Origin of the sequence: Vibrio sp. 11-4(1), from assembly GCF_013048625.1 — a bacterium.
Lineage (GTDB): Bacteria > Pseudomonadota > Gammaproteobacteria > Enterobacterales > Vibrionaceae > Vibrio > Vibrio diabolicus.
On sequence record NZ_VHSY01000004.1, the window covers coordinates 332,003 to 345,976 of the forward strand.

At 45.9% G+C, this 13,974-nt stretch carries 13 protein-coding genes and 2 pseudogenes; 8 read left to right on the forward strand and 7 right to left on the reverse strand.

Going from position 1 to position 13,974, the window contains the following annotated elements; genetic code table 11:
• The first annotated feature begins 919 nt into the window (after positions 1–919).
• Entirely contained in the window at positions 920–1,654 is a 735-nt protein-coding gene (locus FKN16_RS10345; protein WP_170902624.1) for a Crp/Fnr family transcriptional regulator, read from the forward strand.
• Positions 1,655–2,196: 542 nt separating this feature from the next.
• Here the strand turns inward: FKN16_RS10345 and FKN16_RS10350 are convergent.
• The 3 genes from FKN16_RS10350 to FKN16_RS10360 all read right to left on the reverse strand — a co-directional run bounded on the left by FKN16_RS10350 (position 2,197) and on the right by FKN16_RS10360 (position 4,785).
• The gene (locus FKN16_RS10350; RefSeq protein ID WP_047101632.1) at positions 2,197–2,616 is read right to left on the reverse strand and encodes a DUF1240 domain-containing protein; all 420 of its coding nucleotides are present in this window, start codon (positions 2,614–2,616) and stop codon (positions 2,197–2,199) included.
• On the reverse strand, positions 2,606–3,520 hold the full coding sequence (locus tag FKN16_RS10355) for a hypothetical protein (protein ID WP_170902625.1): 915 nt from the start codon (positions 3,518–3,520) through the stop codon (positions 2,606–2,608). The genes FKN16_RS10350 and FKN16_RS10355 overlap by 11 nt, the downstream gene beginning before the upstream one ends.
• 320 nt (positions 3,521–3,840) lie before the next feature.
• Positions 3,841–4,785: an alpha/beta hydrolase gene (locus tag FKN16_RS10360; protein WP_104972764.1), complete on the reverse strand. Its 945-nt coding sequence runs from the start codon at positions 4,783–4,785 to the stop codon at positions 3,841–3,843.
• A gap of 451 nt (positions 4,786–5,236) precedes the next feature.
• On the opposite strand from FKN16_RS10360, the gene FKN16_RS10365 reads away from it, so the two are divergent.
• From FKN16_RS10365 to FKN16_RS10390, 6 genes and pseudogenes are all read left to right on the forward strand, one after another.
• Positions 5,237–6,100 carry a 3-keto-5-aminohexanoate cleavage protein gene (locus FKN16_RS10365; RefSeq protein WP_104972760.1) on the forward strand — a complete coding sequence of 288 codons (864 nt, stop codon included), beginning with the start codon at positions 5,237–5,239 and terminating at the stop codon, positions 6,098–6,100.
• 27 nt (positions 6,101–6,127) lie between these two features.
• Positions 6,128–6,811, forward strand: a complete 684-nt coding sequence (locus FKN16_RS10370; RefSeq protein ID WP_048624875.1) for a dienelactone hydrolase family protein — start codon at positions 6,128–6,130, stop codon at positions 6,809–6,811.
• A pseudogene (gene pcaF / locus FKN16_RS10375) lies at positions 6,804–8,005 on the forward strand (3-oxoadipyl-CoA thiolase). Before FKN16_RS10370 ends, pcaF begins: the two are co-directional and overlap by 8 nt.
• A 95-nt stretch (positions 8,006–8,100) precedes the next feature.
• Positions 8,101–9,126, forward strand: a complete 1,026-nt coding sequence (gene hemB / locus FKN16_RS10380) for a porphobilinogen synthase (RefSeq protein ID WP_170902626.1) — start codon at positions 8,101–8,103, stop codon at positions 9,124–9,126.
• A gap of 3 nt (positions 9,127–9,129) precedes the next feature.
• Positions 9,130–10,014 carry an EamA family transporter gene (locus FKN16_RS10385; RefSeq protein WP_170902627.1) on the forward strand — a complete coding sequence of 295 codons (885 nt, stop codon included), beginning with the start codon at positions 9,130–9,132 and terminating at the stop codon, positions 10,012–10,014.
• Between the two features lie 80 nt (positions 10,015–10,094).
• Entirely contained in the window at positions 10,095–10,772 is a 678-nt protein-coding gene (locus tag FKN16_RS10390) for an ester cyclase (protein WP_048624871.1), read from the forward strand.
• A gap of 260 nt (positions 10,773–11,032) precedes the next feature.
• Here the strand turns inward: FKN16_RS10390 and FKN16_RS10395 are convergent, their stop codons facing one another.
• Genes FKN16_RS10395 through FKN16_RS10405 form a run of 3 tightly spaced genes read right to left on the reverse strand, consistent with a single transcriptional unit; the run spans position 11,033 to position 12,257 of the window.
• Entirely contained in the window at positions 11,033–11,530 is a 498-nt protein-coding gene (locus FKN16_RS10395; RefSeq protein ID WP_170902628.1) for a DUF4865 family protein, read from the reverse strand.
• Entirely contained in the window at positions 11,527–11,931 is a 405-nt protein-coding gene (locus tag FKN16_RS10400) for a tautomerase family protein (RefSeq protein ID WP_170902629.1), read from the reverse strand. The genes FKN16_RS10395 and FKN16_RS10400 overlap by 4 nt, the downstream gene beginning before the upstream one ends.
• A complete protein-coding gene (locus FKN16_RS10405) occupies positions 11,931–12,257 on the reverse strand; it encodes a carboxymuconolactone decarboxylase family protein (protein WP_170902630.1) in 327 nt (108 codons plus the stop codon). Before FKN16_RS10405 ends, FKN16_RS10400 begins: the two co-directional genes overlap by 1 nt.
• A gap of 108 nt (positions 12,258–12,365) precedes the next feature.
• Here FKN16_RS10405 and FKN16_RS10410 point away from each other — a divergent pair, with 108 nt between their 5' ends.
• A complete protein-coding gene (locus FKN16_RS10410) occupies positions 12,366–13,235 on the forward strand; it encodes a LysR substrate-binding domain-containing protein (RefSeq protein WP_170902631.1) in 870 nt (289 codons plus the stop codon).
• A gap of 221 nt (positions 13,236–13,456) precedes the next feature.
• Here the strand turns inward: FKN16_RS10410 and FKN16_RS10415 are convergent.
• A pseudogene (locus FKN16_RS10415) lies at positions 13,457–13,724 on the reverse strand (IS1-like element transposase); the annotation flags it as partial.
• Positions 13,725–13,974 lie beyond the last annotated feature (250 nt).

A 13,974-nucleotide genomic window follows, 5' to 3' on the forward strand; every position in this document is an offset into this window, starting at 1 on the left:
AAGCCTCGCGAACGGGCGAAGTGCTACGCCATATTGTTTGGGAGTGTTGTTGCCCAAGTCGTCCAAATAAGGAAGTAACGGTATGTAACATAAGCATCTGCCCCTTAGGTAGGGAATCTTGTAATCAACCCTCTTAGTTATACTTTATACTAGTAAAGCCTTGGGATAGGTGTCTGTGCGCAAGCGAACAGACATACAGAAGCAGGAAGATCAAGGTGACGATGAGCTCTACAAAACCGACGCAGAAATAGGACGATTCATTATGTTACGCAGCATGACCGACTAAGAGAGATATACAGTTGCCGCACAGGTAGCAATATTGGCGAGATGATCTATTTTTTGATTGATATCGAGAGATGAGGCATACGTTATTTATGCTAAGGCAGTTAGTTAACTGACAAGCCCCAAGGGAAGATATCATCTAGTGTGCGACTATAAGTGAAGTGTTAAAAGAAAGTATTGTCGGTTTCCATTACCAAAGAACTGGTTTGAAACAGCCCTGATATTAATGCCGACAGGCCTGTTTCTCGACATAATGAAATGGATCGTCTTGGCTATTACTGTTATGTGTTTTGATTCCTGAATCTGACAGCCATTTGTGCACTTCTTTGCATCTGCCTTAAATATAAGTACGAGATAAAAATATCGCGTTAAGCTTTAACGCTCGATAAGAGAAATCTTTGTACCTTCGATGCTGGCACGGTCAAAGCGATATCGATGAAGAGTTATCTGGATTTAATGCGTTAAATTAGAATCTAGGCCATGATTTAAGTGAGTAAATTGCCAAATAAAGATTGGTGGTTCGTTAGCGCACGGAACTTTGAGTAATACGGAACTTTGAGTAATTAAGTGATAAGTATGCTTTTCTATCGCCTTATTGCGACCTGATTTTCACTTGAAAACATTTAAGGATTGTCCTATGCATGATGCAATAGATACGCCTTTTTCACCATTCCAAAACCATCTCTTAGCAGCCTTACCTAAGGAAGTGCAACCCCGTATATTTCCTTTTGTTGAGTTAGAAAAACTGGAATTAGGGCATATAATATATGAAGCAGGAGACAAGTTGGCTTATGTGCACTTTCCTGTCGATGCCATTGTGTCTCTGCTTTACGTGATGGAAAGTGGCGCGTCAGCCGAAATTTCTGTGGTTGGCTACGAAGGTTTGGTTGGCGTTGCCTTGTTTATGGGCGGCGAAAGTACGTCTAGCCGAGCCGTAGTGCAAAGCGCGGGACATGCGTATCGCCTAAAGGGTAGCAAATTAACGGAAGAATTTAATCGACACGGTAAACTACTGGAGTTGATGCTGCGTTATACACAATCCTTGATCACACAAATGTCGCAAACCGCTGTGTGTAATCGTCATCATTCGATTGACCAGCAATTATGCCGTTGGTTGTTATTGTCACTTGATCGTTTGCCCGATAACCATATCATCATGACCCAAGAACTGATTGCCAACATGTTGGGCGTGCGCCGTGAAGGTGTCACCGAAGCGGCTGGTAAATTACAAAAGCTCGGCGTGATTGATTATCACCGTGGTCATATCACTGTACTAGACAGGTCGAAACTCGAAGAATTGAGCTGTGAATGTTACGCCGTGGTGAAAACAGAGACAGATCGCTTGTTGCCTTATATGTTACTAAAAAAGTAGGCCTGATTCACTCATCTAAAATGGTGTTTTAACGTGATGACATTATCATTCATTAGCAAGCGGCTATGGTTTGCTTGTTTGAGCACCGCATAGGCTTCAGTAATTTCTTTGAACAAGGACTGCTCATAAATATCTGGATGATATTTATGGGCAAGCAATAGAACTACTTGAAGGTCAATCCGCTATAGCTAAAACGTATGTCCCTCATAGCTACTCAAATCATGCTGATTCGGATTTAGTTTTCACGATGAGTGTTGCAGAGTTGCATCGATAAACTCACCAGTTTGGGGGGAAGTTTAAATAAGATTGATTAAGGAAAAGTCATACTGACCATAACTGGATTAGTACTAGCCCCAAGTAACAATGGGGCAGAGGCTTGCTAACCAGGATCTAGCTGAAACGTCCAGAATGATGTTTCGGAAAATTGAACATTGGAAATTAATGAGTAACTTCAAGTATTAAAAAACGGCTTTGGGAGAGTTAGCGCATGACGTGTACATACGCTAACAGAGTGGCTTGTGCCAAAAGCGTGAAAGACAATTTTAATCACACAAGCTAGGGTCTAAAACATAGGTCCGACTTGAGGATTTTAATGTGAGTTCTCGTTCAGAGGTGCATTCGATATAGCTTTTCTCATGAAGTTTTACCTTCAATGCTCCATTTACCTTCCAGCCAGTTAGAAAAGCTAATACAGATATCCCCCCAAGAATGATTATAAATATCTTGGGTATCCAGAGGAGCTTTTTCCCTGTAATTAAGCAGATGACCATGAATACAGACACAACAAACATTGCCCAAGAAAAAGCAAATGTAGAAGCATCATTAATCGCTCCACTTACGACTATTCTATCATGAAGCAGTTTATGTGCATCAAACACCTCTATAACATCGTGAGCCGATAGTAGGAAAAGTGATGAAAAAATCAAACAGAAAGCAAATGCCTTTAAGCGGTTAATTTTCATCAATTAATCTCTCAACTTCTTTTTTCATTGGTTCAGTATATCTATATTTGTCATCTACTTCAGATACTTTCTTACCAATGTAAAATGCACTTATGGCAAAGAAACCTAGTAACAATGCTGTAGGCGGGGTAGCAAACGCTAGGATTAATCCAGCTCTTAATACTAAAGTAGCACCTTGAGCTATTACGCCTGCAACCACACCTTTAGATATATCCGCTGTAAATTGGCCGACCACTTCACCTAGCGTTTTTTCATCATGCAAAATGTAGTCAACTGCATTAACCGCACCACTAAACACAAGCTCTACATAGATGTTGCCTTTCAAGAAACTGACATTGCCTTGAACGGTATTTAGGGCGTGACCAATTTTAAGCATTTGTGGTGTTGCTTCTTGCCAACGGATACCTAGGTCTAAATATTTAGGCTTGTAGTTCTCAACCACAATATTCATTACACCATTGATATTTACAGCTTTGGCAGTTGCTCCCCATCCACCAAGCTCTTTAGCGACCTCATAAGCGCCTTTAAGCCCCATACCTACGCCAGTGTAGTCCTTGCCGTTCGAAAGTTGTCCATGCGAGTCTTTGATGAGCAAGTCTAAATACTCGTTACCTTCTTCAACAGTCAGTACCGCAATACTCACGTTCTCTTGTTGAGAAGTGTCCCACTGATATTGTTTAGCTTGCTTTTGTAAATCATCGTTCCATTCTTTTTCTGTTAGGTCGTAAGCTTGTTGGACAGCTTTGCGTTCAGCAAGAACGCGCTCTCTGTTTTCAGCCCATCGTTTCTCATCGCTCGCGGTAGATCTCAGCTCTTCCTGACGTTCTCGGCTTTGACGTGCTGCTCGTTCTCTATTGGTTTCTTGTCTTTCTTCTGGGGCTACAGGAGCGGATTCATATCTCATGGGAGTCGGTTTTACTGATAAATAAAAAGGATAATAACAATATTTTCAGTGATTTATCATCCTCAACAAGATTACATGATGATTTAACCAATTAAATAGGCAAATTGCCAAGTCAAACAAGCATAGTAAAGGGGCAAGTCGTGTTGATTTGTATTCTATCGGATAACTTTTTGTAGGGTACAATTTACATCAGCAAGATATTAAAGAGCATTTACTCTGAATGATTTTGGGGCAGATACGAGTCAGCTTAGATCTTGCTGACTCGGTAATAGACATTATTATTCTAGCTCTAACTGACTTAAACCATGGCTACTGAGCAATTAATTACCAACCGATCTTGTTGCTTGCTTAATGTCTTCGGAAATTTTACGAAGGCATCGTCTCGCACTGGCACTTACTCCCGATAACTGATGAAATCCGTGAATGACACCTAAGTAGCGTTCACAATACGCCTCCACCCCAGCATTGAGTAATTGTCTATAACATTGCTCTCCTTCATCTCTCAAAGGATCGAATTCCGCCGTAATAATATAGGTTGGTGGTAGTCCTTTAAAATCTGCGCAAACAAGTGGGTTAAGCTGTAAGTTTTGACTTAACGAATCTTTTTCCAAGTTAGCGGTGTACATTGAGAATCCAGAAAGCAACATATTAGCGGTAATAACGTAATCAGTACCGTTTTCAACGTAACTCTTAGATTCTCCGAATGGATCTAGCATCGGATAGATCAAAATTTGCTTTTGAGGAAGCCATTTCTGATTTTGTTTTAAACGTAAACATGTAGTTAACGCTAACTGACCTCCAGCGCTATCACCGACGAAGACAATCATATTTGTGTCGCCACCGTAGTAACTACCAAACTCCTTTATTGCAAGCACTGCGTCGTACACATCATCATGCGCTGCTGGATAACAACTTTCAGGCGCTAAACGATATTGAATGCAGATGACTATACTGTTCGATAAACTTGCAATCTGGCGTAATTGCTGCTCGTGAGTTTTAAATCCTCCACTAATAAAACAACCACCATGGAAATAAACAGTAATAGGTAAACCCTTGGTGTTATTCGGTTTGTACACTTTTAAAACGATACCGTTAAGCTCATCTGTGAACTCTTCAAACATGTTAGGGCTATTCCCGGATAAAACTGTGCTAGATAAGTAACCAGTCCTTCTACTAGCGATATCCAATGTCGAAGGGCACTGTTTCCCTTCAGTTATAAAGCCCTCTACTAACTCTTTTATTCCCGGTTCTAATTGGTTATTCACTTATACCACCTATGGATACTCAACTACTTTAGTAATTGTGCGGCAGTGGTGTGTATATGTACAGTTAAAATACCCGTCAAATCTATAGTAAGCACTCGTGTTACTATTAGTTTTATTTAGGCATTTAATGTCACTAGTTTTGAATATGGTTGCAATAGGTAAATTGGAATGGGGCAAAACTGTTTCAGCAACTTTGCTAAATTATCAATTAACGAATAACTACAGGTATGGCATGTTGCTTTACTGAGTAACCTGTGTTGATGAGGCAAATCACAATCATAAAATCAATATGTATAGACATATAGACTGTGTTGTAAGCACACCATGCATAGCAAGGCATAATGTGGCTTTTATGCGACAAAATCCATTTTGTCACCATTTTTTGGGGACATGACTTTAATTTTTTATATTTACAATGGAGGCAATTATATAGCGTAAGAAATTGAAATATATGGACAATTTAATTATCACCGCCGCCGTTAATGGCGGAATCACCCCAAGAAGTAAGAACCCCGCAGTCCCACACACGCCAAAAGAAATTGCAGATGCTGTCGTTCAGTGCAGTGAGGCAGGCGCCAGTGTCGCGCATATCCACGCCCGTGATGAAGCGGGTAAGCCAAGCTACAACAAAGACGTTTGGCGCGAGATCATCGAGCGTGTCCGCGAACGTTCCGACATTATCCTCAACCTAAGTACCTCGGGCCTCAACTTACCACACGGCATGCCAGAAGAGGAAGCCTGGAATCATCTTCAGTACGGGCCAGACATCGCTTCCTTTAACTGTGGGTCAGTGAATCATGGCGACAAACCCTTCATCAACAGCCCCGCACTGGCAAAAAAACTCGCACTGGCGCTGAAGGAGCATCAGGTGACCCCAGAGATAGAAATTTACCATTCCGGGGTAATCCACGAGGCCATCACCCTTCAGCAACAAGGTTACTTGGACAAGAAGTTGGTGTTTGCTTTTGCGATGGGCATTCATGGTGGGGTCCGGCCGACCTGCAAAGACTTGCTGCATCTGGTGGACTGCCTTCCTAACAACAGCATCTGGTCAGCCATCGGGATTGGGCAGGCGCAGTTGCCGCTGAACACCTACTCGATTTTATTGGGTGGCCATGTCCGCACGGGGCTCGAAGACAACATTTATTACCGAAAAGGTGAGCTCGCTACCAGCAATGCCCAGTTGGTGGATCGCATCGTCAGACTGTCTCACGAATTGGGACGGGATGTGGCCACTATCGATGAGGCCAGAAAACTCTTAGGCCTAAACCCACAACCTGCCAAGCCCGACACCATCGCTGAGATAGCTGTGTAACCGCCTTCAAAACAAGGACTAGATAACGTGTTAACCCTCAAATCCCAATCTAACATTAGCCCGTACACCGTGGTTATTAAAGGCGCTGAACTGAGCGCCGGCAACCCTGTGGTGATCCTTTTGCATGGACGCCGCCAAACTACAGACGATATGACGAAACTGATCAACAAATTGAACTTGGCTGAGGCGACCTATTATCTGCCGAGTGCACCCGGCGCCACCTGGTATCCCCGAGGGTTCACCCGCGCTCTTGACGACAACCAGCCACAGTTAAATCAGGGGCTCGAGGTGATCGATCACGTCCTGCAAAACTTGCTCTCACAAGGCGTGAGCCGCGAGCGCATCTGGATCATGGGCTTCTCGCAGGGCGCGTGCATGGCGGCCGAGTTCATCAGGCAATCTCAACAGCCGATGGGGGGCGCCATTTTATTCACTGGTGGACTGTTTGGTCCTCAGTGCCCGACAGCATCGGATCAAAAGCCCGTGTTTGATGGCATGACGATGTTGCTCTCGGGCAGTCATACCGATACTTGGGTCTCCGCGGAACGTGTCACTCAGACGGCCGACTATTTTGAGCAGTTAGGAGCGAGTGTCCACCTTGAGATCTTTGCCGAGCGAGAGCACCGCATTATCCGATCGGAAATCGATCTGGCCAGAGGATTGATCACCGCCAGCTTCGCGGCGTCTCACAAGGAGGTGGCGCATGTCTAACGCGTACCTGTGTGATTTCGTCAGAACCCCGATTGGCCGCTACGCCGGTGCATTGTCGTCGATCCGCGCGGACGATCTGGCCGCCATCACGTTAAAAGCACTCACAGAACGTCACCCAACGCCGACTGGCGTCGCGTCGACGATGTGATTTTGGGGTGTGCGAACCAAGCGGGTGAAGACAACCGTAACGTCGCCCGAATGAGTTTGCTGCTGGCCGGACTGGACACCCAAGTGCCGGGGTCCACTGTCAACCGACTGTGTGCGTCTGGGATGGAAGCTGTGTCTAACGCCGCGCGGGCCATCAAAGCGGGCGAAGCGCACCTGATCATTGCCGGCGGGGTGGAGTCGATGTCACGCGCACCGTACGTGCTTGGAAAAACCGACTTGCCGTTTGCCCGCGACGCCGAATTCTATGACACCACCATGGGCTGGCGTTTTGTGAATGCCAGATTGGATGAGATGTACGGCACCTGCTCGATGCCAGAGACCGCGGAAAACCTGGCAGTCAAATTCGGCATTAGCCGAGATGAGCAGGACGCGTTTGCCCGGTGGAGTCAGACCAAATACGCCGCGGCGCAAGAACGGGGGTTCTTCCGTCACGAAATTGTCCCGGTCGAAGTCGCGCGCAAACGTCAGAGCCCGTTGGTTATCGAGACCGATGAGCACCCCAGACTCTCCAGTCTCGAGACCTTGGCCAAACTCAAACCCGTGGTGCACCCACAGGGCTCCGTAACAGCGGGAAATGCATCGGGCATTAACGATGGCTCGGCGGCACTATTGGTCGCGTCGGAGCGGTCACTGACCGATCACCAACTGGTGCCCAAAGCGCGCATTGTGGCCACGGCGTGTGCCGGCGTTGAGCCCAGCATTATGGGATTTGGCCCGGCACCGGCGATCAAAAAGGTCCTTGAACTCGCTCAGTTGTCGCTGGATCAGATGGACGTGATTGAAATCAATGAAGCCTTCGCCTCACAGGTCCTCTCGGTGGTCAACCACCTGAGGATTGACGGCGACGATTCGCGCCTCAATCCCAATGGCGGCGCGATTGCGCTGGGCCACCCACTGGGCATGAGTGGCGCGAGGGTGATTGGTACAGCAATGAATCAACTCATCCAGCAACAGGGACGCTATGCGCTGTGCAGTTTGTGTATCGGAGTCGGCCAAGGCATGGCAATGATCATCGAGCGCGTGTAACACGCACCATCACGCCAGAGGGGCCCTGACTCGATAGTCTCGATCGAGGGCCACTCATCACCCTTTTAGACAACCCACTCTCAGGAGTACCATCCATGGAATTCCAATCCAACCACACCACCCAACCGGGGATCACCAAACGCCTGCGCCGTTTGCGGACTACCCCCATGATCAGAGCGCTCGTTCGGGAACATGAGGTTCAATTAAGCGATTTGATTTATCCGATATTTGTCGAAGAAACCATTACCAGTCCGGTGCCGGTCACCGGTCTGCCGGGATTGACCCGGCTCCCTGAAACTCAACTCGTCGATGAAACCCATGCGCTGGACGCGCTTGGGATCCGCTATGTAATGCCCTTTGGTATCAGTCATCACAAAGACGACATCGGGAGTGACACCTGGTGTCGAGACGGTCTGCTGAGTCGTATGATCAGCACGATTAAATCAGCGTGTCCGCACATGATGGTGATCCCCGATATCTGCTTTTGCGAGTACACCACGCACGGTCATTGCGGTGTCATGACCGATCAGGACGTTGACAATGATCAGACGGTGGTTCACTTGGTGAAGCAGTGTGTCAATGCCGCGCAAGCCGGGGCGGACATGCTCGCCCCCTCTTCCATGATGGACGGCCAGGTAAGGGCGATCCGCCAGGGCTTGGATGAAGCGGGATTTGAGCATGTCGCGATACTGGCACACAGCGCGAAATTTGCGTCGGCGTTTTACGGGCCATTTCGACAGGCAGTTGAGTGCGAACTCAAGGGCGACAGACGCACGTATCAGCTCGACTACGCCAATGCCAGACAAGCGCTCAGTGAAGCCTTGCTGGATGAACAAGAGGGCGCGGACATTTTGATGGTCAAACCCGGTACCCCTTACCTAGATATTTTGGCCCAATTGCGCCGTAAAACTAAGCTTCCACTGGCGGCCTATCAAGTCAGCGGGGAGTATGCGGTCATCAAATTCGCAGCGCAAATGGGCATCTTAAACGAACAGGAAGCAGTGTTGGAAACTCTGATCGGCTTTAAACGAGCGGGCGCGGATCTCATCGTCACCTACTTTGCGAAACAGTTCGCGATCTGGCACCAATCGGCGCCAAACACAATGTTAACGAAGGGGTAACGCATGGGCTTGAAAGACTACACCCTGTGCGTTTTCATCATGGCGATCTGGGGACTGAATTTTTCCGTCGTCAAACTGGGGTTGGATACACTAGATCCGATGCTGCTGACCGCTTTGAGGTTTACCCTGGCGGCCATTCCAGCGGTCTTTTTTGTTAAGAAACCCGACGTACATTGGGGATATCTGGCAGCCTATGGCCTGACGTTTTCAGTCGGGGTTTGGGGACTGTCCACCTGGGCGATCGGGGCGGGCTTATCCCCTGGCATGGCAGCGTTGCTTATTCAAACGAATGTGGTGTTCGGTTTGGGGCTGGGCTGGCTGTTACTCAAAGAGTCGGTGAGCCCGCTTCGATCGCTCGGGGCATTGATCGCATTGTGTGGTTTGGCCTTGAGCCTGACGGTGTCTGACGGTTCTGTCACGCTGACCGGAGTGGGGTTGATTTTGGTGGCGGCGCTGTGTTGGTCGATATCAGGGGTGCTGTTAAAGCAATCCAACACCCAACACGTGTTCTCGTTCAGTGTGTGGTCGATGCTCTTTGCGCCGCTCCCTCTGTGTCTCCTGTCCTACCTTCAGGTTGGGACCCAGGGCTTTACGGCTTTGGTGGACAATATAACCCTACCCGGTGTGTTTTCCATTGTGTACCAGGCATATGCCACCACGTTGTTTGGCTACTGGATCTGGAACAAGTTGGTGGTGTCTTACCGCTTGTCGCATGTGGCCCCGTTTACGTTGCTCGTGCCCCTTTTTGCACTGTTGGGTTCAAGCGCTCTGTTTCATGAGGGCATTTCTTCACAAAAAGTGGTAAGCTGCGCCCTGATCGCTTTAGGTTTGTTGATTGGCAGCGTGCCTGCCGCCAAATTCACCGTGCTAGCACAGCGTCTTAGATAAACGCCATCCCACGAGTACAACAAAGGAAGGTTCGCATTATTACTCATCGTCAACCGTGTGTTCAGACCGCACGTAACCTTATGAATCTCGTCTGGAATGACAAGATGACGGAGGCCGTGACGGAAGTGATGACCTCCCACACCGTGATAGAAAGTCCTCTTCAACTATCGGTAGGTTCTAACTCCTTTTGCGAGACGCTGAGCGTGTGGCTGCGCGCTTTTCCTACATTAGAGTACAAAGAAAACCGCGTGATCACCCGTAAGAACGACATTGTGATTGAGTGGACGGCGAAAGGAAAGCATTTGGGGGAGTTCTTAGGTGTGTCGGCTACGGGGAAAGATCTGGTCTACCAGGGCAGCTCACAACTGACGTTTGTCAATAGTAAAGTCAGCCATTACGCTTCGGTCGTGGATTCCCAAAGTATACTCAACCAACTGATGGGCCGTTATACCACTCGCACGGAGCCTCTCAAGCCGAGAAGCGCTTCAGAAGAGCTGTATGCGGTCATCCCACAACTACTTTCCCCTTTCTTAACCCAGCGTCAGGTCGAGTGCCTCTCACTATCGACACTGAGTTTGTCGGTAAAACAAGTGGCGGCAACGTTGAACATTAAAGAGAGCTCCGTGCAGACACACCTCAAGCGTGCCTTCGAACTGCTGAACGTCAGCAATAAAAAAATGTTCATGGCGTACATCTGTGAGAACAACACAATTGAACTCTTAGTCAGAATGGGGATCTACCTGAAGCAAAGCATCTAGCACACAACTCAAAACCAAAAAGTTAGCAGTAGAGTTAAGGAGTTAGACTGTTCTGAGACATAACCGTGGATGTGCTGACTCCGGATAACTTTTAGTAAGGCAAATACACACCATTTAAGTAAATAGTAGTATTTATTCTAACCAACTTCGGGGCAGGAACTTGTTAGCTAGGATCGTGCGGAGAAGCTTCTGGACAGAAGCGTGTTAGCTCTTAGGCTTATAACACGCATCTATTTTATTAGTAATAACTAATGCACTGACTAACTAAATGCCTTTTTACCATGGGCAACATAACCCACAGAATAAATGTCTCCATCCATTTCATTAAGCAGTTCTGAGTGAGTTATCCACGTGACACCCAGCGTATTCCAGGAGGTAAAATTCAGACCGTAAACATCTGCATCCAGACTGACTTGGTGATGTATACAGGTAAAAGAACATTCCGAATCGGGTACCTTTGCTTCACCGTCAACAAACCAAATCTTAACTTCAGGTTGGCCAAACTGCTCACAGAGGCCTCTAAAACCATCGCTTTTAAGAAAAGAGACCATTGACTGATGATCCTGCCAAATATAAAACGGAGCATAGCTGTTTACTGAGGTTTTATAATTCTCTGCATCCTTACGTGAATATAGGTATGCCTTAAAAACCAAGCCTGGATACCCATCTAACAGATATCCTTTTTCTCTTATTCGCGCTTCAATTTTTTCCATTGGATAATCAGCAGGGAGAACTATTTTATATTGCATTGCTATCATTTTACTTTCCCCGCTACGTCTTTCCATGAGAGGCCTGAAGAAAAAGACCAGTCTTCTGCCTCGTTAAATTGAAGAACCACCATAATATCTTCTTTACTAATGGCTGTATTTTCCTGAAGTTGTTCACACAGCGCTTTATACAAAGCTCGCTTTTGCTCATGGCTGCGCGGTTTTCCTGCGAAGATATGAAATAGAGCACCCAATTCGCTGCGCCCTTGGGTTAAACTTGGGTAGTATTGATTAAATACTTTCTGCTGTGGACTGTGAACATCGAACATTTGAAAACAATCTCCACGTGGCACGTCAAAATGTTTTTCTAAACACTGCTGTAGAATCTTTGAAATTTGATGTTGATAATTTTCAAATAACTCATTACTTACTGATATCCGTGTCAAAGGCATTAGTAAGTCCTCAAACTGTTAATATCATCTAAGCGCTCGATTGCTGAAGCCGTCACAGGCCAACCCGCATAAAAAGCCAAATGTGTCATTGCAGCACTCAACTCTTCTTTGCTGAGTCCATTATCTAATGCCCGTTCTAAATGCCCCGGTAATTGTTCCATTCGATTTAAGGCAACCAACGCGGTAACTGTTATCAAACTACGATCCCGCAGGCTCAGACTTTCATCACGCCAAACTTGTTCAAACAGTACCTTAGAGGTGAGTTGATAAAATTGAGGGGCAACTCTAGCAAACGTCGCCATTAAGTCTTTTTCTTTTGAGGTCATATGTTTTCCTTAGCTAATTGAGCTTACGAAACAATAATAAGTTGATCTTTTAATATAAAAAATCAAAACTATTTATAGTAACTGTTTTGATTTTCGGGATGATCGGTCATGCGTAATTTGGATTTGGATGCCTTGAGATGTTTTGTCTTAGGTATTGAGCTGGGGAGTTTTGCTCTTGCCGCAGAACGACTTAACCGATCACCTTCTGCTGCCAGTGCTCAGTTAAAAAAGCTTGAGCAGCAATGCAATACTCCATTAGTCGCTAAAATAGGCCGACATCTAGAGCCTACTGAAGCTGGAGAAATAGTTCTGGCTTATGCCCGACGTATGCTTCAGCTAAATGACGAAGTTCTGCGAAGGTTAATGGGAAATACACTTGAAGGAAAAGTCGCCTTTGGCTTACAAGAAGACTTCAGTGAGGTTCTGTTACCACAACTTTTAGGCGCATTTTCACGAACACACCCACAACTGCAATTGCAATCTGTCGTTGGCCGCCATCAAGAACTCATCAATGGTATCAAATCTGGTGAAGTAGATTTCTCATTAGGTTGGGAAGGAGAAAAAGCAGCACCATATAGTGAGTGTTTGGCAGAACTACCACTGCATTGGTATGGGCCGACAAACAAGCACTTGAAAGAATCCGTTCAGTCAGCCAAGCCCTTACCTTTAGTGATGCTCGATTCCGCATGTATGATAAGACAACAAGCAACAGAAGCACTGGATCACGAAGGCATCCCATGGAAAATCACTTTCGTTGGCCGAAGCTTAAGCAACTTATGGCGAGGAGTTGAGGCCGGGCTAGGTATTACTGTCCGCTCTTCTTTCAGTCATCCAGACAGCGTCAGCAAGTTGAATGGATTACCCAAACTTGGAAAACTTCGATTATGCCTTGATCGCAATCAATACCAGCTAGAGGAAGTTCAAGCTCAGCTATATGGTGAATTAAAAAAACAGCTTTTGCAGTATCTTGAAAAATAGATTTATAAATGACCAGACATTTTTCTAATTAGATACGCTCAGTCAAAAGCTAGTTTTGACCAATTTTGTTTTATGTGATCTAACTCGTTTCGGGGCAAAGGTGTGTTGCAGTTCTTAAATGGGGAAGTGTTTTCCTCATATTCCTCAACCAATGCAGCTAGCCTTTCAAGTTTACAAATTAGTCTGATATTTGCTCTATCGAAAGGTATTGAGGTTACTTACCTTGGCGAGATTTTTTAAAGTGCTCAATACCGTGTTGTATGCGACATTCAACACTTGTGCTGTTTCCCTAACTCCAGAGCTATTCATTGACATATCGACAATTTTTTCTTTTACATCTGGCTTGCGGGCTTCGTAAACTTAATCGAGTTGAAAGCCCTTTCGACACTCGATAGACCTGAAACGAGGAAAGCCAGAATGCCCTTTTCCATGTTCACGGACGGGCTCTGTTTTATTACAGAAACGACATTGAACTTGGATAGTAGCCATGAGTTAAAAAACATCAGAAATCAGGTGGCTATATTAACATCTATCAACCGATTTGAGTCATGACCAATGAAAGGATAGTTAGGTTTTTATTGCGTAAATTATCGGTAAGAATAGTGCATATAACAGGCAATAAGCCAGGTGTGTAGAATTATTCTATTTTAGGGATTTTGCTCTAAATCTAAATGAATCTTTGCATTTCAATTTCAATAAAGCTTAGTTATTGATCATGTTTCTGAGTATGTGAATCATT